General features: G+C 40.3%; 23 protein-coding genes (2 of these 23 running past the window's edge). 19 read left to right on the top strand and 4 right to left on the bottom strand.

The features are described 5' to 3' along the window. Positions 1-1,570, bottom strand: the beginning of a protein-coding gene (locus LEP1GSC190_RS07960) for a SpiroCoCo family coiled-coil protein (protein ID WP_004280382.1). 1,850 nt of this gene lie to the left of the window's left edge; 1,570 of the gene's 3,420 nt are visible here — the first part of the coding sequence; it begins with the start codon at positions 1,568-1,570; its stop codon lies beyond the left edge, outside the window. Between the two features lie 262 nt (positions 1,571-1,832). Here LEP1GSC190_RS07960 and LEP1GSC190_RS07955 point away from each other — a divergent pair, with 262 nt between their 5' ends. From LEP1GSC190_RS07955 to lmtA, 7 genes are all read left to right on the top strand, one after another. After that, positions 1,833-2,594 carry a class I SAM-dependent DNA methyltransferase gene (locus LEP1GSC190_RS07955; RefSeq protein WP_002760987.1) on the top strand — a complete coding sequence of 254 codons (762 nt, stop codon included), beginning with the start codon at positions 1,833-1,835 and terminating at the stop codon, positions 2,592-2,594. Between the two features lie 71 nt (positions 2,595-2,665). Continuing rightward, the gene (locus LEP1GSC190_RS07950; protein WP_002761161.1) at positions 2,666-2,962 is read left to right on the top strand and encodes a hypothetical protein; all 297 of its coding nucleotides are present in this window, start codon (positions 2,666-2,668) and stop codon (positions 2,960-2,962) included. Between the two features lie 46 nt (positions 2,963-3,008). Then, positions 3,009-3,926 (top strand): ABC transporter ATP-binding protein, encoded by a 918-nt coding sequence (locus LEP1GSC190_RS07945; RefSeq protein WP_002761116.1) that lies wholly within the window; start codon positions 3,009-3,011, stop codon positions 3,924-3,926. Position 3,927: 1 nt separating this feature from the next. After that, positions 3,928-4,683 (top strand): ABC transporter permease, encoded by a 756-nt coding sequence (locus LEP1GSC190_RS07940; protein WP_004280541.1) that lies wholly within the window; start codon positions 3,928-3,930, stop codon positions 4,681-4,683. After that, positions 4,680-6,386: a GldG family protein gene (locus LEP1GSC190_RS07935; RefSeq protein ID WP_004280411.1), complete on the top strand. Its 1,707-nt coding sequence runs from the start codon at positions 4,680-4,682 to the stop codon at positions 6,384-6,386. Before LEP1GSC190_RS07940 ends, LEP1GSC190_RS07935 begins: the two co-directional genes overlap by 4 nt. Next, positions 6,383-7,393, top strand: coding sequence for a DUF4340 domain-containing protein (locus LEP1GSC190_RS07930; RefSeq protein WP_002761086.1), 1,011 nt, complete (start codon positions 6,383-6,385; stop codon positions 7,391-7,393). The genes LEP1GSC190_RS07935 and LEP1GSC190_RS07930 overlap by 4 nt, the downstream gene beginning before the upstream one ends. A gap of 202 nt (positions 7,394-7,595) precedes the next feature. Beyond that, on the top strand, positions 7,596-8,348 hold the full coding sequence (lmtA, locus tag LEP1GSC190_RS07925) for a lipid A Kdo2 1-phosphate O-methyltransferase (RefSeq protein ID WP_002760995.1): 753 nt from the start codon (positions 7,596-7,598) through the stop codon (positions 8,346-8,348). A 165-nt stretch (positions 8,349-8,513) separates the two neighbouring features. Here the strand turns inward: lmtA and LEP1GSC190_RS07920 are convergent, their stop codons facing one another. Then, positions 8,514-9,311, bottom strand: coding sequence for an LIC_11490 family protein (locus LEP1GSC190_RS07920; protein ID WP_173380558.1), 798 nt, complete (start codon positions 9,309-9,311; stop codon positions 8,514-8,516). Positions 9,312-9,413: 102 nt separating this feature from the next. Here LEP1GSC190_RS07920 and LEP1GSC190_RS07915 point away from each other — a divergent pair, with 102 nt between their 5' ends. Together LEP1GSC190_RS07915 and LEP1GSC190_RS07910 are read left to right on the top strand one after the other, a co-directional pair. Continuing rightward, the gene (locus LEP1GSC190_RS07915) at positions 9,414-10,649 is read left to right on the top strand and encodes a hypothetical protein (RefSeq protein WP_002761082.1); all 1,236 of its coding nucleotides are present in this window, start codon (positions 9,414-9,416) and stop codon (positions 10,647-10,649) included. Beyond that, on the top strand, positions 10,649-11,113 hold the full coding sequence (locus tag LEP1GSC190_RS07910; protein WP_002614363.1) for a chemotaxis protein CheX: 465 nt from the start codon (positions 10,649-10,651) through the stop codon (positions 11,111-11,113). The genes LEP1GSC190_RS07915 and LEP1GSC190_RS07910 overlap by 1 nt, the downstream gene beginning before the upstream one ends. Positions 11,114-11,185: 72 nt before the next feature. Here LEP1GSC190_RS07910 and LEP1GSC190_RS07905 read toward each other — a convergent pair whose 3' ends face one another. Further along, complete coding sequence (locus LEP1GSC190_RS07905; protein WP_002761165.1) at positions 11,186-12,208, bottom strand: tetratricopeptide repeat protein; 1,023 nt, start codon at positions 12,206-12,208, stop codon at positions 11,186-11,188. Next, complete coding sequence (locus tag LEP1GSC190_RS07900) at positions 12,205-12,810, bottom strand: LIC_11485 family protein (RefSeq protein WP_002760997.1); 606 nt, start codon at positions 12,808-12,810, stop codon at positions 12,205-12,207. The genes LEP1GSC190_RS07905 and LEP1GSC190_RS07900 overlap by 4 nt, the downstream gene beginning before the upstream one ends. A gap of 507 nt (positions 12,811-13,317) precedes the next feature. Here LEP1GSC190_RS07900 and ccoN point away from each other — a divergent pair. The 10 genes from ccoN to LEP1GSC190_RS07845 all read left to right on the top strand — a co-directional run. Continuing rightward, on the top strand, positions 13,318-14,754 hold the full coding sequence (gene ccoN / locus LEP1GSC190_RS07890) for a cytochrome-c oxidase, cbb3-type subunit I (RefSeq protein WP_002761134.1): 1,437 nt from the start codon (positions 13,318-13,320) through the stop codon (positions 14,752-14,754). Beyond that, positions 14,751-15,440 (top strand): cbb3-type cytochrome c oxidase subunit II, encoded by a 690-nt coding sequence (locus tag LEP1GSC190_RS07885; protein WP_002761114.1) that lies wholly within the window; start codon positions 14,751-14,753, stop codon positions 15,438-15,440. The genes ccoN and LEP1GSC190_RS07885 overlap by 4 nt, the downstream gene beginning before the upstream one ends. 9 nt (positions 15,441-15,449) lie before the next feature. Continuing rightward, a complete protein-coding gene (locus tag LEP1GSC190_RS07880; RefSeq protein ID WP_002761079.1) occupies positions 15,450-15,596 on the top strand; it encodes a hypothetical protein in 147 nt (48 codons plus the stop codon). Between the two features lie 3 nt (positions 15,597-15,599). Then, positions 15,600-16,133: a cbb3-type cytochrome c oxidase N-terminal domain-containing protein gene (locus tag LEP1GSC190_RS07875; RefSeq protein WP_002760964.1), complete on the top strand. Its 534-nt coding sequence runs from the start codon at positions 15,600-15,602 to the stop codon at positions 16,131-16,133. A gap of 7 nt (positions 16,134-16,140) precedes the next feature. Beyond that, positions 16,141-17,475, top strand: coding sequence for a cytochrome c oxidase accessory protein CcoG (ccoG, locus tag LEP1GSC190_RS07870; RefSeq protein ID WP_004280132.1), 1,335 nt, complete (start codon positions 16,141-16,143; stop codon positions 17,473-17,475). 10 nt (positions 17,476-17,485) lie between these two features. After that, on the top strand, positions 17,486-17,974 hold the full coding sequence (locus tag LEP1GSC190_RS07865; protein ID WP_002761156.1) for a FixH family protein: 489 nt from the start codon (positions 17,486-17,488) through the stop codon (positions 17,972-17,974). Positions 17,975-17,979: 5 nt separating this feature from the next. Further along, entirely contained in the window at positions 17,980-20,421 is a 2,442-nt protein-coding gene (locus tag LEP1GSC190_RS07860) for a heavy metal translocating P-type ATPase (protein ID WP_002761105.1), read from the top strand. Further along, on the top strand, positions 20,418-20,606 hold the full coding sequence (gene ccoS, locus LEP1GSC190_RS07855; protein WP_002761021.1) for a cbb3-type cytochrome oxidase assembly protein CcoS: 189 nt from the start codon (positions 20,418-20,420) through the stop codon (positions 20,604-20,606). Before LEP1GSC190_RS07860 ends, ccoS begins: the two co-directional genes overlap by 4 nt. Beyond that, positions 20,596-21,351, top strand: a complete 756-nt coding sequence (locus tag LEP1GSC190_RS07850; RefSeq protein ID WP_002761144.1) for a sulfite exporter TauE/SafE family protein — start codon at positions 20,596-20,598, stop codon at positions 21,349-21,351. The genes ccoS and LEP1GSC190_RS07850 overlap by 11 nt, the downstream gene beginning before the upstream one ends. An 83-nt stretch (positions 21,352-21,434) precedes the next feature. Continuing rightward, positions 21,435-22,500 carry the 5' portion of a DUF342 domain-containing protein gene (locus LEP1GSC190_RS07845; protein WP_004280547.1) on the top strand. 629 nt of this gene lie beyond the right edge of the window, so only the first 1,066 of its 1,695 coding nucleotides appear in the window; the start codon lies at positions 21,435-21,437; the stop codon falls past the right edge of the window.

Below are 22,500 nucleotides of genomic sequence, written 5' to 3'. Positions count from 1 at the left end.
GACTGAGATTTTCGAATCTTTGATCGATCTTGCGAACTTCTTCGTCCACGGTTCCGGAAAGAAGATCGATCTTATCCTCTACTTGAGACAGAAGATCGCCCGCACTAGATTCCATCGCAGACTGAAGATCTCCAAGATAGGAATCCACGTCTTTGATCCGAGTGGAAATTTGTTTATCGAGTATAACGACGGATTGTTTAACCGCCTCTAGATCTTGTTGAATCGACATGGAACGTTCCGTGTGAAGTTTAGAAAGTTCTAAATCGAATTCGTCTTTGAGAGAAACGATTCCGTGAATTGTTTTTTCTTTTGCATCTTCTCTTGCGGCGTCCAGCGTCGCATGAAATTCCTTGAAACCCATAGAAATATCTTTTTTCAGATCGTCCGCATCGCTACGGAGATTGTTACTGATACGATTGAATTCTTCTTCGAAGTTGTCGATCTGACGAAGCAATTCCGATTTACGAGCGTCGGCCTGGCGCAGAAGTTTATTCTCCGCTTCCAGATATTTTTCTTGGAAAAACTGAATGGATTCGTTGATTGATTCCGCCTGACGTCTCGTTTCGTTGAGAATTTCGTCTCTACGAGTCATGGTTTCCAAACTCATCCCCTCGATCTCTCTACGGATAGAGTCCACTTCAAGTTTGACTCCGCTGATGAACGCCTCTTTAGAATGAGTCACCTGCTCTAAAATCCGGTCCAGCTTTTCTTGGACGGATTTTTCGGCGAGTTCGGCCATCTCCTCAAGTTTACGGTCCGCAGCTTCCGTTTTTTCCTCAATTCTGGAATCCAAACGTTCTAGTTTATCGCTTACTGTCAAAAACACTGTTTGGAGCTTTTCAGATCTTAAATCCAAATCTTCTTCTTTATTACGAATCGTTTCAAAAAGAGAGGTGATTTCGGAGCGTAATTGTTCAATTCTTCCCACAGATTCGCGCATTAAAGAATTGGAATGTGCTTCCAAACTCTCTCTGTAATTTCCGGCAATCGAGTTCAAGCCCTGGTCTATCTTATCGTTTTTAATTTCCAAAAGCTCTTCGAGTTCGACGATTTTGGAAGCGAGAGATTGTAAAAGTTCGTCTGAACGAAGATCCACTTTATCGGAAAAGACTTCAAGAATCGATTCTGCTTCGGATCTTAAATTCAAAATTTTCTGATCCAAGAGTTGAATTTCTTTCTTACCGGACTCCATACGAAGAAGTCCTTGTTGGATCGCGTTGGATTCCTCCCGAATATCGGAAGAAAGTTGCACGACCTCCTTGAGATCGCGCGCGACGCCATCCAAAAAGTCACGGTTGGTTTTGATGGACTCAAGCAACTGTCTCGATTCATCATTAAGAGCATGAACTTCATTTGCAAGTTTGCGGGTTTGTTTGAGACTGATTTCTAAATCGATTCCCGCATCTTTTACAGACCCGATCTTTTCAAGCGCAATACCGCTCAATTCATCTTGAATTTTTCCGGTAAAACGTTTGATTTGACTGAGTTTATAGTTGGATTTATCCAGTCTTCGAAGAAGGATTGTAATTCCCACGCTGGCTATAAACGGCAGGAGTAATTCTATTCCCATTGAATTTTGTTTACCATAGACATAAGAAGAACCCGTTCCAAAGGAAACTCAGAACGCTACTCTATAAGTTGTAGCCTTAGGGAACCTGCCATGGCGGCCCATCACCGAGTTTAGAAAACGCGAAAAACGGCAGCTTTGAGTTTTCCTGAAATGGAAATTCTTACCTTTGGAATAAGCTGCAAAATTTCCGGAAACATTATGTCTCGTCAAATTAGAATTGACTATTCGAAAGATCGTAAAAAGAGCAAGAAAAAATTAAATTATGTTTAAAAAAAAGCCCTATTCTGGTTTTTCGTCGGTTTATGACGCAGTCATGCGGGATGTTCAATACAAACATTGGTCGGAATTTATTCTCTCTTCTTACTCGAATCACTCTCGAAAAATTCTTCCTAAAACCATTTTAGACCTGGGCTGTGGGACCTGTAGACTCTGGGAAGAATTTCCAAAAAACGTTACACTTACCGGAATCGACTCAAGTTTAGAAATGCTCGAAATTGCCAAGAAAAAAGCAATTTACGGAGAATGGATTCATTCGGACATACTCGATTTAAATCTGAACGGACGAAAATTCGACCTCATCCTTTCTACACACGATACGCTCAATTACTTAAGAAATGAAGAAGAATTAAAAAAAGTTTTTTCCAGGGTTCGATCCCATTTGGAACCGGAGGGACTTTTCTTTTTCGATTTGAGCAGCCTCTATAATTTTAAGAATCATTTCGACGGACAGACGTTTGTAGAACGAATTAGGGATTATACAATTGAATGGAAAAATCGATTCTTAGAGGATTCGAATACTTTGGAATCCACACTCACCTTTTCTCATAAAAGATCCAAAGAAAAATTTTCGGAAATTCATAAACATAAATATTTCCCAAGAAATACAATTCACAATTTATCTGGAGAATGCGGATTTATACTTTTGGAAGAAGGTTCCGATTATAAGGACTGGATTCTTGAAGAAGATGCTTCTCTTACAAATTATCTTTGCGGTAATACGGAAATGAATTTACGAAATCAATGATATTTATCAGAGTTTTAGGATCGTAAAATTTTATGTCGAAACCCAACTAAAAAAGGACGAAAAAAAACCGTATGTCAAAATTTAAAATCGAAGGAAAATCCGGAAAGGTTACGATTGATACACCGGTAATCGACGGTTATGATAAAATTTTCGACGAAGTCTCCAAGGATGCTTCTACGGGCGCCGTATTGGAAGTGGAATTTTTTTTAGATCCCGTCAAAAAAATAACCTCTAGCGGAATTGCAAAACTTTTAACCGTAAAAAATAGAATGGATCACTACGGAGTAAAAATGAAAATTAAAAACTTAAATCCGGATCTTTTGGAAATCCTCAAGAAGTTCAAAGTGGATGCCAAACTCGGTCTCTAAACTTTCGAAAAACAATTGCCTCTTTTGGCGAGGCCCAAAAAACCCTATGGTGAATCCCGCAATTTCAGTCAGCCAACTTTCAAAGTTTTTTCCGGGAAAGACCGCAGTATCCGATCTTAGTTTCGAAATTCCGAAAGGAAGAATTACAGGTCTACTCGGACCAAACGGTGCCGGTAAAACAACCACTCTGAAACTTTTAACTGGCTCTCTCCATCCAAACCAAGGAACAATACGATATGACGGTCTTGATCTTTTGAAAAATAAGATCGAGATCCAGAAAAAAATCGGTTATCTTTCCGAGTCTTCTCCGATTTATTGGAATCTTACAGTTTTCGAATATCTTTCTTTTTTAGGAAAGGCAAAAGGAATCTCCGTCAAAGATCTAAGAGAAAAAATCGATTTCGTTTCCTCTTTGTTGAAATTGAAAACGGTGAGTCCGATCGGCCTTCTTTCCAAAGGGTTTCGACAGAGAGTAGCCTTGGCTGGAGCTCTCATTCAAGATCCCGAATATATTATTTTAGATGAACCGAGTTCCGGCTTAGACCCGATTCAAATCGCGGAATTGAAACAACTCATTCGTATATTAGGAAAGAGTAAAACGATTCTTCTATCATCTCATATTTTACAGGAAGTGGAAGATCTCTGTGATCATGTTCTTGTGTTATCGGAAGGAAAATTGATCGCAGATTCCTCTTTAGTTTCCATCTCTCGGGGAAAAGACAGTTTGGTATTGGCGGAAACCGATTTAGATACACTCAAAATTCTTTTTTCGGATACAGACTACGAAATCGAAACGACTGGAAAGTCGGAAGATTCCTTTTTAGAATTTAGAATCCGCTCCCACAATACGTCCTCGGAAAAAATCTTTCAGTTCTTGAAAAAAGCAAGTTTTCAAGTTCGCTCTTTGACTCCGGAAAAAAACTCCTTAGAATCCGTTTTCCAATCTCTGACCGTAACCAAATAAGATGAAACTTTCCGAATATTTTAAAACATTTTTTTATAATACTACAACCGTGTTTTGGAAAGAATTTTCCGTTTACTTCAATTCACCCGTCGGAACAATTTTTGCTTCTTTCTTTTTATTTTTAACTTCGTTTCTATTTTTTTTTGGGTTGGGAGACGGTTCTTTTTGGGACTTTAAATCCGCCAGCATGGAAGCGTATTTTTTCTGGGTTCCGATTCTATACGTGATTTTTATCCCTGCTCTCTCTATGCGCCTTTGGTCCGAGGAAGAACGTTCCGGAACTTTGGAAATCCTTTTCTCTCTTCCCTTGAGAGATTCGGAATTGGTGTTTGGAAAATTTTTTGCGGCTTGGAGTTTTTTAGGATTTGTTCTTTCGTTTACACTTCTGATTCCGGGAACGATTTTTTATCTCGGAGATTTAGACCCGGGAATCGTTACGGCGGGTTATTTGGGAATTTTTCTTTTAGGCGGAGCGGACTTAGCGCTCGGAAGTTTTATTTCCACTCTAACGAAAGATCAGATCAGTTCTTATCTGCTCGGGCTCATTCTTTGCCTTTTCTTTTTTCTTTTGGGGTACAGGCCTTTTCTTCAATTTTTAGGAACAAATCAGGGAACCAAAATTTCTTTTTTTTCTCTTTCCAAACATTTTGAATCGTTTCGTTTAGGAATCCTGGACGGAAGGGAAGTCTTTTTCTATTTAAGTTTCATTCTTTTATCCTTATATGCAAACATTCTTATATTGAGGTCAAAACGATGATCTCAAATCTTAGGATTTTTTTTTCGCAATTCAATTCCAATCCTTGGTTTTTATTTTCTCAGGCATTTCTTCTTTTTTTATTTTCAAACGGAATCCTTTCTCAATTTGTATGTAGAAAAGATCTTTCGGAATCAGAACGATTCGAAGTTTCAGAAAGCACGCGAAAGATTTTTCAAAACCTACATTCTCCTATCTACATCGATGCTTACTATTCCTCTAAAACTCCGGGAGAATATAAGACACGTCTGGATCTAACCAAAGAATTGTTAAGCGAAATCGCCTCCTTGGGCGGATCGAATGCCATATTACGCTTTCATGATCCTGACTTTTCTGTCGAAGAGCAAAAAAAGGCGATCGAAGCAGGAATTCAACCGCAGATATTGGAAAAGACAGAATTAGGTTCCTCCCAAATCAAACAAGCCTACTTCGGTCTAACTTTGACCTTAGGAACCAGGAAAGAAACAATTCCGATCGCCTTTTATGCGGAAGAAATCGAATATCAAATCTTAACGACTCTTAGAAAAATGATCCGTAGCCCCACAGACTCAGGAATCGGAATTCTTTCTATTCCAGGAGCGTTGTCCACAACTCCCTCGGATCCTGAAATCGGAAAAGATACGATCGGAATTTTTGCAAATCAGATTCTAATAGAAGAATACGGAGCTCTTTCGAAAGTCCGCCTTGAAGAAGAGGACATTCAAGATTCCTTACATACTCTCCTTTGGATCGGTGGAGGAACATTATCCGAAACAGCTTTTTATAAACTTGATCAGTTCTTAATGAGAGGCGGAAATCTCATTCTTCTTTTCAAATCTATGGACTTTCGTTTGGAACCTCCCAATCGGGAGAAGGGAATCGGAATAAATTCGATCGGCGCAGGGATCGCAAAACCGACTCCTCGGATCGAAGAGCAAAATCGTATTTTTGAATCTTACGGTTTTCGAGTGAATACCGACCTTGTCTTGGACCCGAATCGTTCTCTTTCCATCGGTCCTTTGATGGAAGTGGAACCCGGCGTGATCGGAAGGTATGCCTATCCACCTTGGATTCTCGCAGGAAGCTCTCAGGAAATGTTAAGCGAAGTTAGTCCCTTTACGAAACCTTTGAAAAATCTGCTTCTTCCCTGGGTTTCAAGTCTGACTCTTTTTCCAGATCGACAACCGAACGTGAGGATGGAACCGATCCTATTATCTTCCGAAGAAGCAGAGATCCGCTCTTCCGTAGTGGCCCTCGGTGAAAAACAGATCTTTGCAACCCCAATTCGAAGCGGAAATAAAAAAATCATTTTAGGTGCTGTGTTAGAAGGTTCTTTTCGATCTGCGTTTGCATCCGTCCCAACAGTATTCAAAAAATCAAATCCTTTTTTGAAACAAACCTCCGAAGGAAAAATTTCTCGAATTCTTGCTATCGGCTCTCCCTACCTCGTATCAGATCTTTTGGCCTATCCAGAAACGAGAAAAATCTACCAAGAATCGAACATTCCGTTTTTATTAAATGCCTTGGATATATCCGCCGGAGACACCGATCTCATTCAGATCCGAGGAAAAAAATCTGCCTTTTTAAAACTCAATCCATTTTCCAATACTGAAAAAATAACATTCAGTTTCTTGAATCTTTTAGGAATACCGTCTCTTTTAGGCCTTTACACATATCTTAGGATGCGGTATAGAAATTCTCTACGAGGTAAAGACCCGGAATCATGAAGTCCTGGATAAAAATTCTTACAGCTTTCAATCATTTCTTTCAGAGAGAAACCGCTCTTGCTCTGGTTCTAACCAATCTAATTTTAGGTACCGTTTACTTTTTAATCTCCGATCCTTTGAGATCCTTTCAAAGAACGTACGACCCGTTCTTTCCTTTTAAAGCGAATGAAATCGAAAGGATTCAAATTGGGAGAAAAGGACATGAAACAATCTTAGAGCAAAAGAATGGAACTTGGTCCGTTCTAATCGGAGAAGTCGAAGCCAGACCTGATTTCAAAAAAATCATTTCCTTTCTAAATGCTATTTTAAATATCCGAAAGTTTACGAAAATCTCTTCTGCTTCTAATTCGAAAGAATTCGGTTTAAACGGTGAGGAATTAAAATTAGAAATCCAAACCGAGTCTGGAGAAATCGAAAAACTGGATATAGGAGCCGCCGGAAAATCGGAAAGCGGAACCTTTATCCGAAAACCAAACACGGGAGAAATCTGGTTTGTGGAAGAGAATTTAAATTCCCTGGCAGGCCGCGGGAATGAAAACTTCTTCCTCTCGAACCTTTTAATTCCGGAAAATATTCGTATACAAGAAGTTCATACTATTCTAATCTATTTTTCCGAAAACAAAAATGTCGCGTTTGAAGTCGGGCAAGCGGAACCGGGAAATTGGAAACCAATTTCTTCTAATTTCCAGCTCTGTCCGGGTGAGGATTGTTCTCGAATCGTTCAAAAAATCCTAACACTCAAGGCAGAAAGAGTTTTAAAAAGACCGTTCGAAGAAAAGATTTTCCCTTTGAATTCCAAAGATCGTTTTCAGATCGAAATCCGCCTTCATTCGAATCAGAATTCTTTGTTGAACTTGGAATGGATTGGAAACACTTCCGATAAAGAACCCGTCTTTCGATCGGATTCCGATTCGATTTTATACGTAATCGATCCCGACTTTTTAAGAGGGTTTCAAAAAGTTCCGAATTTGAAAGAATTCTTTTACGAAACCTCCGATCCGTTTTGACTCCCCGAGGACACATTGACTCGGTTTTTTCCGAATGACTTTTTTGATCGTATTTCAAAAGAGCATTTATTTTGAAACGTCGTTAAACGATATTATGAACTCTTTGAAACATTTACGATCCAGATTCAGAACCGATTCTCTATTGACAATGTAAATGCCTCCAATTTCCTTTCACAAGAAATCTAAAATTTAGGACAAAAGCATGGCTTTGATCGAAGAATTTGAATCTCAGGGGAATTTTCTATTTCGTTGGAGATCTTATATTCCCGGAATCATCTTGATTCTCTGTCTTGGACTTTTGCCCTTCTATCGGTTTCCCGGAGATTCCTACAACTATCATCTGTACTACCAGTCCTTTTGTTTCGTGATTAGTATTTTGGGGCTTTTCGTGCGTAGTTTCGTGATCGGCTACGCACCCGCAAGAACGTCGGGAAGAAATACGAAAGAACAGGTGGCAGACCTGGTTAACCAAGAAGGAATTTATTCCCTCATTCGTCACCCTTTGTATGTGGGAAATTTTCTGATGTATCTCGGAGCGGTTCTATTCTTAAAAAACTTTTTGATAGCGGTGGTTTTTATTCTTTTTTTCTGGGTATATTACGAAAGGATCATGTTTGCAGAAGAACAATTCCTGCGCAATAAATTCGGAGAGGCTTATCTTTCCTGGGCAAATAACGTTCCCGCGTTTATTCCGAAGTTCAGCGGTTATAAAAAGCCAGCCCTTTCTTTTTCCGTTCGCAATGTAGTTAAAAGAGAATATCCGAGCCTCTTCGGAATTCTCGTCATCTTCAGCGTTTTCGATTTAGTCGCGGTTTATTTTAACGAACCAGTCAGTAATCTTATAGAAGCAATTCGTATTCCTCAAATCGTTCTGTTTGGCGGCGGACTCGTTTTTTACATTCTTACAAGAATTGTCGTTAAAACTACAAAACTTTTACATGTTGAGGGCCGCTAAGCGCAAACCCATAAGAGCACTTTACTGAGTTAAGAGAAAACGAAATCACCCTTTTTCATGAGAATCGACATGTAACCCACTCTTTTCATAAAAGTCAAAACAAAACGATCCGTCTTATTGAAACATTTTCAAGGTGAAACCTATACCTCTTTTATTACGAAGACTTCAATTCGAAAACGTCTGAGAAGAACTTTCCAGATATGATTTCAACTGATTTGTCTCTTTTGTAAAAAAGACTGGAATCGGATAATTCTGCTTGGAAGAAATCAAAACGATTCCCTCATCGAAGAACAGAATTTTTTCGATTTCGGAAAAGAAATATTTATAACTGCTGTTTAACGCTTCAAAAGAAAGAAAATCCTTACTCTCGCTCAATTTGCCCGGACCGATTCGTTTCAAACTTTTCAACTTGTCCGGGATTAATTCTTTCTTTTTGTCGGCGAGTTTTTCATACAGAAGTTCTCGGTTCTGATCCAAATACAAAATCCCGTCGATTTCAAAACGTATCTCTTTGACTTCTTCCTCTTTCGACTTTTCTTCGTCTACAAAAGAGAAGTTAGGAGACTCTTCCAAAACCTCAACGCCGGAACCTTCTTCCATTCGGGAAAACTCCTCAATCGAGGAAACAGTCTCATCAAAAAATTCGGCCGAAGAAGATATTGTTGGTTGCAAGACTTTGCCCTGCTTCGGGATTTTTCTTCCTTCCACAAATAAATCTTCTAGATGTTTTTGTTTTTCGATCTCTCCCAGGTTAGAAGCCCGTTTGGTTGCCGCAAGAATCTCCGCACCTTTGCGAGGATCGAATTCATGCCTAGATAGATGCTCATTCTCGGAATTTTCCTTTCGAATATTGGATTTAAACCGGAGCTTAGACCTTTCTCTACCCGAATTCGGATTGAGAGAAACATAAATAAAGCAAAGTAGTCCTACAAGGATGAGTGCGATTGCAATAAAGAGCATCACTTTATGTATCTGTCGACGGAGCAGGTTTCTGAAGCGTTTTTCTTACTTTTCTCCTTTACAGAAATATTCCCTTACAAACCCTTTTAGTTTATTGATATAATCATGGAATTAGAAAACGTTTCTCTCAAAGACAAGATCATTCGCGCGGTTGTTGCCTTCTTTCTTTTTATCCTCGTGAGCGGTTTGATAATCACTTTTCTTCCGGGAGACGCCGAAAAAAGCTTTTTCGACGTGATTTCCGGTCGTTCTAATCTCAACGCCGGAAAAATCGGGAATGATTCCATCCCAATGGATTATTTTCAGGCCGCTCAAAGAGATTGTTTCTTCCAATACAGAAACATTGCCCCTTCTCTTGCGGAGGATCCTTCCACACTTCAATCCTGTGCATTTCAAACTATCCGTAGTTTGTTAGTCACTAAACAAATCGCAAACGCAACCGGATTTTCCGTTTCCGAAACCGGAATCCGTGAGGAACTTTCCGAAGAGGCAAGGAGAATTTATAGAGAATCCGTCAATGGAGCCGGGTATTCCGAGGAAGACGTTCGTAAACCCGAAGTCATCTATAGACAGATTCTAAACTCAGCTCCAATGCAATATCGAGTCGATCGTAAAAATGCAAGCGGTCTCTATGATTCTCTTTTAAATTCCGATCTCAAAAAAACCGACGGAGAAGTTGCGGTTCAAAAAGAATCCTCTTCCGCTCGGTTTCGACTTCGAATCGTCTCTTATACCGACGAACAGTTAAACAAGCTGGCAGAGAAAGAAACCCCCGTTTCCGAAGAAGTTTTACGTGCAAAATACGAAAACGAAAAGAAAGAAGGAAAACTACCGAAAAACACAGACGGCAAGGAGCTTTCCTTTGAAGAAAGAAAAAATTTCCTAAAAAGCAAACTACTTCTGGAAGCTCGTTCCAAATCCCAGGAAGAATGGAAAGGAAGATTAAAAACCCTTCAAGAAGAGCCGGACGGACTCCAAAAAATCGCATCTTTGTTAGGCGTGAGCATTCAGGATTTCAAGGACCAATCTCTTTTAAATCTCTGGGAATTGAAGTCCGGAAACCAGAACATCCGCCTCGGAAACAATACTCAATTTCTTAAAGATTTGACAACTGTGACCTTTGGGTCTAAAAAAGTCGGAGGTCCTTACAGAGAATCCGAAAAAAATGTTTTTGTAGAATTCGCTTCCTTGGAAATCGATTCGTCTAAAATCAATACTTTCCAGGGACCGGATTTGAGGGACAACCCGAACCTGCTGAATGGGTTCGTTATGGAAATCAGTCAGGCACTTCAGGAAAAATACCCGATTGAACGAAGGATCGGTCAAAAGGCAGAAGAATAATGCAAATCCGGGCTGAATTGGTAAATCCCTTTCTCGAAGCCGCCACGATCGTTTTTAGAGACGTATTGAAAACGGATCTGATCCGGGGAAAGATCGGAATCAAAGACAACCCAGAAACGAACCTGGAACTTTCTATTGTGATCGGTGTGATCGGAACGTTTAACGGCGAAGTAGTCTACGGTCTTAATTACGATGCCGCGTATAAGATCGCCGGTGTTCTAATGCCCGGAATGAACTTACAAGATATTAAAAATGAATACAAAGATATTCTGGGAGAAATCGCGAATATGACCACAGGAAATGCAATGAATATATTCGCAAGTTCCGGTCAATCGATCGAAATCACCGCACCGAATATAGTTGATTCCAAAAGCGAAACATTAAAAATTCCTAGAAAGCCCGCCTTGGGAATTAGTCTATTTTCTAAGTTTGGAAAACTGGATGTAAACGTTTCCCTCACTTAAACTTGCTTGAAAAGCGTTTCAAACCGGACATTTCGTCCGGTTCCAAGAAAAAAAGGACTCTTTTCAATAAATTTAATAGTATCTGCGTTTCAAAATTCTTTTGAGTTCCTTTACAAAAGGAGAATCTTCGGAAGCCTCCGGATTCAATCGGTTTAAGTACGTTTTCGCCCAATTTTCCGCTTCCTCGTATCGCCCCTGATCTCCATAAATTCTCGCGATCAAAGTTACCGCTTTTTCCAACTGATCCCTTTTAGGATCAAGTTCCGGTTTTTTCTGTAGAAGTTTTACGAGTTGTAAAAGATATCCTCTTGCGGAATCTTTTCGATCCGTGGACGAAAGCATCTCTCCCAAAGAAAGCAGAGAAATCGATTGGAAGTTTTCGGGAGCCTCCGTGATAATTTTAAGATATTGAGTTTCCGCTTCCGGAATTTTTCCGTTTCCCCTGAGAGCTCGAGCAACCTCGAACACCGCTTTCCATTTTTCGTCCTCGGAATCGATTTGTTCCGTGATCGTATTTGCGTCGTTTGAATTTTCCGCGGTCAATCTTGCGTTTTCTAGTCTGGAAGAATTCGCCAACTTTCCCTGTACGGAAGATTGATCGAACTCGCTCTTTGCTTTGTTTCTCTGATTTTCTCTCAGTCGTAAAAGACCTTTTTTATATCCACTTTCGGACGGATCTTCCTTCTTTTTATCCTTTTTCTTTTTTAAGCTTGTTTTTTCGGAATTCGGAAGTATCGTTTTTTCCTGAAATTTTGCGACTTCTTCTTTGGATCGATCCGATGATTTTTGCACAGACATAAAGTCCAAAGAATGAACGTTAGTCGTCTTTGATTCTTCCATCTGCAAAGATTTAGAAGAATCTTCAGTTGAAACGTTTCCCGACTCCGTGCCTTTCGACACAAATTCGGATATTTCTTTTGTTTCATTCGACTTTGTAACTCCGGAAATATCTTTTTCCGAAGTATCAGTAGCATTCATTTCCGCTTCAGAAAGCCCCAACTCTTCCGGAAACGGAAGAGGCATATCTGCGAATGAAGAACTCGTGACGACCATAAGTGAAAAGATCAAGATGATCAAAGCAGTCGAAAATTTCATCGAGGCTCCAAAGTTCCCTTGGAATTATTTTTAGGCGGTTTCATCAAAGTCGGACGTTCTTGATTGTGGGAATTTCGTTCCGGAGAAATGATTCCCGGATCATCCAGATTGCGATTTGCTTCCGGCGTTTTGATCCGATCTTCCGTCGGTAGTACGTCCGACTCGGTCGGTAGTTTCGGAGTTCCGACTCCTTCCCTCCTTTCGTCCCTTAAGGGATGTTTTCCTTCGGGAATATTTGATTCTTGTAAAAGTCCGTTCTTGGGTTTTTCTCTTTCGTATCGATCGATTTCGAGTTGGGAAGATTCCTCCGTTATAGAAAGATCCGGATCGCTGTAACGAATCGATTTTCGTTTGCGATTGTAATTTCTTTCGATATCTTCCAAGAACAACGCTTTACGATCCAATTCTTTCGCCTGACCGTCGAAAGCAGCCCCTTCTTTACCTCTTTGAATTCCGATAAGAACCGCCAAAGAAACTCCCAACACGGCTAAAGAGATTCCAGTATATAAAAAAGTCTTCTGAACTTGAGGTGGCAGATTTCGAGATAAACTATCGATCGAGGAAAACCCAGATTGAAGTTTGTCTTTTAGATTGAGATCCATCGTTTTCTTTTCCTAGTAATTTGGAAAAATTTCCTAATGTACACCTTTAATTTCGGTCGTTTCCCCAATTCTACTGACAAAGAGAATATTCTCGATCAATTTTTTTGACCTTATTTTTTATCTCACTATATCTCGAAAAATAAAATGTATATTATACAATAGACTTCTCCTGACCACACCAAAAAACCTCAAAGTAATTTCCAAGTTAGAAACCATATATTACTGATCTCATTCTGAGATAGAGTCTCAGAACTTTTGTATAGATTCGAGCTACGTGCTCATATCTCCTCTTCATTAAAATTCCAATGCACCGGAAAAACTTGATATTTATCAAGTTCGTAAAGCCCAAGAGTTCTTTTATTCTCAATCAATTTCAATAAAATGCAAATGGATCCATTGTAGTTAAAAAAAAATAATATTCAAATTTACTGAAATAGTATATATTTTATTGACTTTTTCCATTTTAAACGAAATGAACAAAAGAATCGAATCAGGAGACGAAATTTCATGAGCCAAACGAGCACCAAATACAACGATTCCATCGTAAAAGGGTTCATTGTCTCGGCTTTAGTCTGGGGAGTCACTTCCATGTTGGTGGGAGTTCTCGTCGCCTTTCAAATGGTCTACCCCGAATTGAATTTTACTCGATACTTCACTTTCGGGAGAATCAGACCCTTACACACAAACGCGGCGATTTTCGGTTTTGCACTGAGCGTTATATTCGCCACAGCCTATCATCTGATTCAAAGACTTTGTCGGGTAAGAATCTGGAACGATTCCTTAGCAAAAATTCATTTCGTATTATACAATCTAACGATCGTTCTTGCCGCGATCACTCTTCCCCTAGGACTTAATCAATCTAAGGAATACGCTGAATTGGAATGGCCTTTGGATCTTTTGATCGTGGTTTGGTTCGTGATCTTTCTCGTGAATTTCCTAGCGACGATTTTTACAAGAGAGGAAAAACAACTCTACGCAGCGATCTGGTTCTACATCGCTTCCTTCGTCACCATCCCGATTCTTTTTGTAGTCAATAATCTTTCAGTTCCCGTTAGTCTTTCCAAGTCCTACTCGATTTTTTCCGGAGTCTACGATGCAAACATTCAGTGGTGGTACGGTCACAACGCGGTAGCGTTTGTCTTAACGACCCCGTTCTTAGGTTTGATGTATTATTATTTTCCGAAACATATCAAACAACCCATCTATAGCCATAGATTGTCTATCATTCATTTCTGGTCCTTGATTTTCATTTATATCTGGGCCGGTCCTCATCACTTGCTTAACACCCCTCTTCCCGAATGGCTTCAAACAACCGGAATGGCTTTTTCCATTATGCTCTGGATGCCTTCCTGGGGAGGAATGCTCAATGGATTCCTAACGTTAACCCAAGCAAAGGAAAAGATCAAAACCGACGCTATTTTAAAGATGATGCTCGTAGGGATCACATTCTATGGGATGGCTACCTTTGAAGGCCCTCTCCTTTCCATTCGTTCAATCAGCGCCCTCGGCCACAACACCGATTGGATCATAGGCCACGTTCATTCCGGGACCTTGGGTTGGGTGGGAATGATGTCTTTCGCTGCGATCTACTATCTCGTTCCCAGAATGTGGAACACTAATCTTTATTCGGAAAAATTGGCGAACGTCCATTTCTGGTTCGCGACTTTAGGAATTCTTCTCTATATCGTTTCGATGTGGGTTTCTGGTATCACAGAAGGTTCTATGTGGAGAGCAATTGATTCCAAAGGATTTTTACAGTATCCGACTTGGGTTCAAATCACCGAGGTATTGAAGCCCTTTCGTTTTGCAAGAGGGGTTGCAGGCGCTATTTATCTGAGCGGTGTCTTCGTCATGCTTTATAATGTGATCAAAACAATTCAAAGCTCCGGTTCCGGTTTTCAAGAAGTCGATTTGAGAGTGAAGGAAGAAGGAGAAAGCGCATGAAACTTTTCGATATTCTTTTGACTTGGTTTTCGGGTTTTACAGAAAAATGGGAAAAACAAGGAGTTAAATTTACCGTTTATACGACAATCGCCGTATTGATCGGAGGTATATTCGAGCTCATTCCTCCTTTCTTTATTTCAAAAACCGCAGTTCCGATCCAAGGAATAATCCCGTTTTCAGCTTTAGAACTTGCCGGAAGAGACATTTATCAAAAGGAAGGTTGCAATAACTGTCATACCCAGATGATCCGTCCATTCAAATGGGAAGTGGATCGTTTCGATCCTTCTAAGTCGTACGGAAGAGACGGATATTCCAAAGCGGGAGAATTCGTTCACGATCATCCGTTTCTCTGGGGCTCTAAAAGAACCGGACCAGATCTTGCCCATGAATCCCAAATCCAACCTTCCTACACTTGGCATAAAACTCATTTGATCAACCCGAGAGACACTTCTCCCGGATCGATGATGCCCGCCTATCCGTGGTTATTCGATGCCGACTCTACACTCGACCCGGAAGAAATTGTCAATCGTATGAAAGGTCTTTCCAAAGTGGGAGTCCCTTATACGGAAGCGGATTATCTTTCTGCCACGAAAGAATTGGAAGGCAAAACGGAAGGAGATGCCCTGATTGCGTATCTTCTCAAACTCGGAAAAGACACGGCGATCCTTTCCAAATCCATTCAGTGAGGTGAAATTATGGAGCTAGAACTGATTCAAATCTATAAGTTTTTAAGACTTCCGATCCTTGTAACGGCGATCATTTTGATCACTTCTTACGTTTACAACCGCAAACGTAAGGCACAAATGGAAGAACCTAAATTTCGAATGCTTGAGGAGGATTAATCGATGACTCAAAATTCAAATCAGGATTTCGACGGAATTAGACAAGAAGACAATCCGCTACCGACTTGGTGGCAATGGATCTTTTTGCTTACAATCCTTTTCTCCATCTTGTACGCGATCTACTTTCACCAATTTTCCAATTGGAAGCAGGATATGGCCTACGAATTGGAAATGAAAGAACACGAGGAAAAATTTCCGAAGGCGATAGCTGTTACTTCGAGCGACGGAAGCAATCCGTTTCGAGGAAACGAAAGTGCAATTGTGGAAGGCGAAAAAACTTTTCAAGCGACTTGCGCCGCTTGCCACGGACTTACGGGACAAGGTCTTGTAGGACCGAGTTTGATGGACCGAGAATGGATCCACGGATCGACTGATTCCCAAGTTTATGATAACATCATGAAAGGAATCGCTAACGACAAAATAAAACTGGGAAGAGGCCCTATGCCCCCGCACGAAAACTCTCTTGGCTCCGAAAAAGTGTATCAAGTGATGGCTTGGATTGCGTCTCAAAACGCAAGTCTCAAAGCGGTCCGTTAAGTTTTTTGTGGTCATCTCAAGACACATTTCCGGTAAAATTCGTTCCGCAAGATATCTTGTGGAAGCGGTTTTAGTCCCACTTTATCTTTTTCTTCCTTGGTTACGTTGGGAAGAACATCCTCTGATCCGACTTGACATTCCCGGAAGAAAATTTTATCTACTCGGAAACATCTTCACACCTCAAGAAGGTTTTTATCTTCATCTTTTTCTTATCGGAATGGGTTTATCCCTTTTCTTCTTCACGACATTGATCGGAAGAGTCTGGTGCGGTTGGGCCTGTCCTCAAACCGTATTTACGGATCTTTTCGATTTTATCGGAAGAACGATTCTCGGTTCCAAGTACGGAAAAAAAGACGCTTCTCTCTTCGGAAAGATCCTTGTTCATAAACTGTGGATTTTTTTCAGCTTACTAGGATCTCTTGCTTGGATTTCCTATTTTGCGGATCCGTACGAAATGATAAGCGACATTCGCTCCTCCTCCTTTTTGACGAATCCTCCCACTTGGATTTATTTTACGTTGTTTTTTACGGCGACTTTGTATTTTGATATGGCGTTCGTAAGAGAACAATTCTGCAAGTATGCCTGTCCTTATGCGAGACTTCAGACCGTGATGATGGACTCAGATTCGATCAATGTCACCTACGACTTCAAAAGAGGAGAACCGAGACGAAAGGCAAAAATTCAAATTGGAGATTGTACGGCATGTAATCTTTGTTTGGTGGTCTGTCCCACTGGAATTGATATCCGCGAAGGAGTAAACATAGGTTGCATTTCCTGTGGCAAATGCGTGGACGCATGTACAAAAACCATGGGTAAAGAAGGCAAAAAAACCCTAATCGGATATATGTCCGAAAATCAGGCCAATGATCCGAAGACCGAAATCCGTTGGATACGCCCTAGGAGTTTTATTTACGGAATCTTACTTCTTTGCGTCTTAGCAACTTCCGTAATTCTGCTCTACAACAGGATTCCATTGTATGTGAATATTCTTCCCGATCGAATCATACAACCGATGGAAATTCCGGGAGAAATTGTAAGAAATTTTTATAACGCTCAACTTTCAAACATGACGTTTGAAAATAGATTCTTAAACGTTTCTGTAGAAGAAAGTACTCTCCATTCTCCGATTCGAATTCTTTTGGGAGGAACCCCAACTCCTTCCGTTGAGATCCAAGCCAACAGTGTACAAAACTTTAGAATCATCTTGGAAACAACCTTAAAATCCTCCGAGCGTTCCCAAACCTCTCATCAGATTACTTTGAAAATTACAGACTCAAAAAACAAAAACTATCAGTTAAAAAAAACGATTCCATTTCGGGTTCCCATTTCGATTCAAAACTAAAGGAAAAACTATGGCTCTTCATAAAAGTATGAAACTCGCATTCACTTGGATCTGGATCGCGTTTATTGCATTGATTTCTGCAACCGTAGTTACGATTCGATATGCAAACGCGAACTATACAGGGCCGATCGAAAAAGAATATTACGAAATAGGACTGAATTACGAAAAATCAATTTTAGAACAGAGGAAAATGCTCGAAGAAGGATATTACTACGAAAGTGTTTTATTCTCCCCGAATTTAAAACTCGGAAAAAATCCAATCGTAATTCGATTTTTAAAATCCGGAATCCCAGTCAGCGGAGCGAAGGTTCAGGTCCAAATCGAAAGATCCGCAACCGATCTGTGGAACCGCTCTTTTCTTCTGGAAGAAGATCCTAAAACCAAAGGGAATTACCTCGGTGTCTTGGAATTTTCGGAAATCGGACCGTGGGTTTTAAGCATCACAGGGGAAATACACGGAAGAAGCCTAAGAAAAACAGAAAATATGAATATTCAATAAATAAAATGGAATCTCTCGCAGAAATCGAAAACCGTTGTTATCACTGTAATACTCAGATTCGATCCGAAAAAGAAAAGATATATGCAAGATTAAAAGAAAAAACAGAATTGTTCTGCTGCTTAGGATGCAAATCTCTTGCAAGCCTACTTGTAGAAAACGGACTCACTCGCTTTTACGATCTTCGAGGATCGGAAATTTTAGAACCCATATCTTATGTACGATCGAATTCGGAAAATCTTGAAACGGATTCGACATATCAAGAATACGTAATACAAAAGGAAAATGGAATCTGCGAAACTCTAATTACGGTCGGAAAAATCCACTGTTTTGCTTGTGTTTGGTTGAACGAACGAGTCGTTTCGGAACAAACAGGAGTTTTAGAAACAAGAATTAATTTTGCAACCGGTAGAATGAAATTGGTTTACGATCGAAATAGAATCGATCTAAACAAAATTTTTTCTTTGATTCGAAATATCGGTTACGAACCCGCTTTATATTCTCCTCTTAAGGCGGAAACAAAAATCGGTCTTTTTTCCAAAGACCTTTTCCTCAGAACGGCGGTCGCCGGATTTTCCTGGGGAAATATTATGTTGTTCAGTGTAGGACTTTACACTGGATACTTTTCCGGAATCGAAGTCGAGTTCAAGCGTTTGTTTCATTTCGTATCCTGGGTCTTTGCAACTCCCGTTTACATCTATTCAGGTTACCCTTTTTATAAGGGAAGTGTAGAATCGATAAAAAGAAGAATGTTGTCTATGGACACGTTACTGTTTTTAGGAGTTTCACTGGCTTACTTTTATAGCGTTTACGTAACGTTAAGCGACAAAGGGGAAGTTTACTTCGATTCCGTATGTACGATCTATTTCTTTGTATTGATCGGAAAGTTTCTGGAATCCACAATTCGTTTGAAAGCTGGAAGAAAAATCGGAGAACTTCTATCTGCACTTCCAGAAGAATACACAATCGTTCAAGATCGTAGACAAATCTCCGTATCCCCTAGCAAAATTCAGAAAGGAGATAAAATTCTACTCAAAAATGGAAATCGAGTTCCCGTAGATGGAATTTTAGAAACGGAAAACGCCCATTTCGACGAATCTTTTCTCACGGGAGAATCCAAACCTGTTTCCCGTAAAAAAGGAGATTCTATTCTATCCGGCTCCCTTTGTCTCAACACGAACGTTTTTGTCACCGCGACCACGACGGTAAGAGAAAGTACACTTTCCAGGATTTCCTCATTGGTCGAAGGCGCCCTTCAATCAAAACCGAAAATTCAAAGAACCACCGATAAACTCTCTATCTACTTTACCTCAATCGTTCTTCTACTTTCAATTGCAACTTTTAGTATATTCTTTTTTTATTATAATGATGGAAAATCCGCAATCCTCAATACAATCAGCATTTTGATCGTGGCCTGTCCATGCGCACTTGGACTCGCCGTTCCCACTGCGTATGTAGCAGGTAATCTACTCTATGGGGCAAATGGAATTCTAGTTAAAAATCCGGACTCTATGGAAATATTAAGTCACGCCGATCGAATCTATTTTGATAAAACAGGGACCTTAACTTTCGGGAAATTATCCATTCGAGAAGAGTGGTTTTTAAAACCAGACGATTCTCTAAGGATTTATTCGATTCTATTTTCGATGGAATCCAATTCTACACACCCTCTCGCAACCAGTCTGATGAAAGAAATCGAGAAAAAACTTCGACAAAAGAATAAATCTCCGATTCCAATTTTTTGGAAAAAAATCAGAGAAGTTCCCGGAAACGGAATCGAAGCAGTTTCGTTAAACGGAGATCAAACGTATAAAATCGGAAACAGAAAATTTGTTTCGAACGGCAAAGGTTCACAGGACGGAAAAATTTATATCGGAGTAAACGAGAAACTCATAGCAAGTTTTTGTTTGGAAGATACCATTCGTCCCGAAGCAAAAGAAACGATTCAAAAACTAAAATCCAGAATTGGTTTTTTAGGAATCCTTTCCGGAGATTCCAAATCCAACGTCCAATCACTTGCCTCTTTTTTAGATCTAAAAAATTCCTTTTATGAATTGAAGCCGGAAGAAAAGCTGAAAGTCATAAAACAAGCACAAAATAACGGAGAAACGGTCGTCATGGTAGGAGACGGAATCAATGATTCCGCTTGTTTAGCGGCGGCGAACTTGGGAATTTCGATGGGAATCGCCTCCGATCTGTCCATAGACAAATCAGATCTCGTATTACTTTCCAACCGATTGGATTCTCTGGTGCATGCTATTTCCATATCCCAGAAAACGAAAAATATCATATTTCAGAACATTCTAATATCCTTAATCTACAATTCGATCATGATTCCTTTGGCCGCCTTTGGTTTTATGCTTCCGGTCATCTGTGCGGGGCTTATGACTCTCAGCTCCCTTTCTGTAGTCCTCAATTCCATCTCTTTACAATGGAGAACAAAACCATGAACGCATTGTACCTCACGATTCCTATGGCGATGCTGATAGCACTGGGTGCATTGATCGTATTCCTCTGGTCGTTAAAATCAGGTCAGTACGAAGATATCGAAGGACCGAAATACAGAATGCTCTTCGACGACGAATCAAACATCGATAAACCGATTCCGAAACAGAAAAAATTTAATGCAGACTGAACTTTTTTTAACCACTCTTTCCGTAGCATTCCTCCACGGAATCACAAGTTCCCTACACTGTCTCGGGATGTGCGGACCCTTCGCCGGAACCTTAAACCTTTACCAAAAAGAAGCGAGATTCAAAACGAATCTTTTCTACAACTTGGGAAGACTCATATCCTATTCTACGTTAGGCGCTATATTAGGATTTGTGGGCTCCGGACTCAATCTCGCAGGAAATATAGTTTCCCTTCGGGAATTTGCGGCGGTAATCTCCGGAATTTTCGTCATTGTCTTCGGACTCAGACTCTTACAAAACGCCGGTCCCGAACGTTCCGGATTTTATCAAAAAGTTCTCAACAAATTTGCCACTCCTCTCATCGTTTCGCTTAAACAAGGTAAAAATCTTTCCGGTATCCCTTTGGCGTTCGGAATGGTAACGGGGCTTCTTCCCTGCTCGGCTTTATATCCTGCTTTCAGTTTGGCGCTTGCGACTGGAGGTATAGGATATGGTTCGATCATAATGTCCGTATTCTTTTTGGGAACCTTTCCGGCTCTTTTTCTTTTTGGAATCGGATTTCGAAAACTCGTCTTAAAACTTCCTACAAATGCAATCAAATTCGCCGGAGTTGCAGTGGTCTTCATCGGAATTTCTATGATCTTTTTCCGAATGAATCATACTCATGCGGAACACAAATATTCCCTCGAATCAAACAAAATCGAACGGCCTCCCTCCCGAAACGAAGAACATTCTCACCATCATTGACAAAAATTCTTTCCAAACATTCAAGTTTTCTCGAGAGATTTCGATTGTAAAAAGGGACGATGACTTCTAAACTGAAACCCCGGATGAGCGATTCTCTCAAGAATTTCACGGATTCCCTTTTAAAGGATCTGGAAGAAAACGAAAACGGATTCTTCAAAATAGAAAATGAAGATGGGCTCGCATATCTTTCCGTTTTTCCCGCCGGCAAAAAAGGAAAGCCGGTCGATTCGAAAGAGATCTTAAGAAGAATCGAACTTTTTCGGATCACGGAAATTTCTCCCGCAATCATCCAAAATCTCGCTCTCAAATCGGACGGTCTTTCGCATCTCATCGGAAAATGGCCCGGTAAACCGGAAAGTTCTCGGATTGAAATTGACATCTCCGAGGATCGTATGAAAGCCTATCTCACTTTTTATCCTCCTAAATACGGCGGTAGAATCTTAAACTCCGAACAAATTCAGGAATCGATTCAACAGAGAGGAATCCAATTCGGAATTCGAAAAGAAATCATCGATACACTTTCCGAAGAGCCAGAATATGGAAAAAAAATTCTCATTGCAGAAGGTGCGCCTCCAGTTTCTGGAAAAAACGGAGACATACGAATTTTATTCATCCACCCGGCAGTTCCGAATCTAGAAGAGGATGAGTATGGTAGAGTAGACTTTAAGAATATTCAAATTATACAAAGCGTTTCTAAGGATCAAAAACTTGCGGAAAAAATTTCCCCCCTTCCGGGGAAAGAAGGAAAAAATGTATTCGGAGAAATTCTCCCCTATGATCCTGGTAAGGAAGCAGAATGGAAATTCGGTGCAAACGTTAGACTCTCTTCAGAGGGAACTTTTGCCACTTCCCTGATCGACGGAAGACCGATCCTGGATCGCCAAGGAATCATACGAGTCGACGAAGTTTGTCATTTGGAGAATGTGGATTTTTCCACGGGAAACGTTAATTTTCCCGGAACCATTATCGTGGAAGGTTCCATCGCAGACGGTTTCACTTTGGAAACCGAGGGTTCTATCATCGTCAAAAAATCCGTCGGAAAAGTTTTTCTCAAAGCCGGAGGAGATGTCGTTTTATCCGGCGGATTCATGGGAAGAAACGGCGGTCTCATCGAATCAGGATCAGATATCTATACTCGTTTCGTGGAGC

Origin of the sequence: Leptospira mayottensis 200901116 (genome assembly GCF_000306675.2) — a bacterium.
GTDB lineage: Bacteria > Spirochaetota > Leptospiria > Leptospirales > Leptospiraceae > Leptospira > Leptospira mayottensis.
The sequence above is the reverse complement of the archived record's forward strand: the minus strand, read 5'-3'. Positions and strand labels throughout refer to the sequence as shown.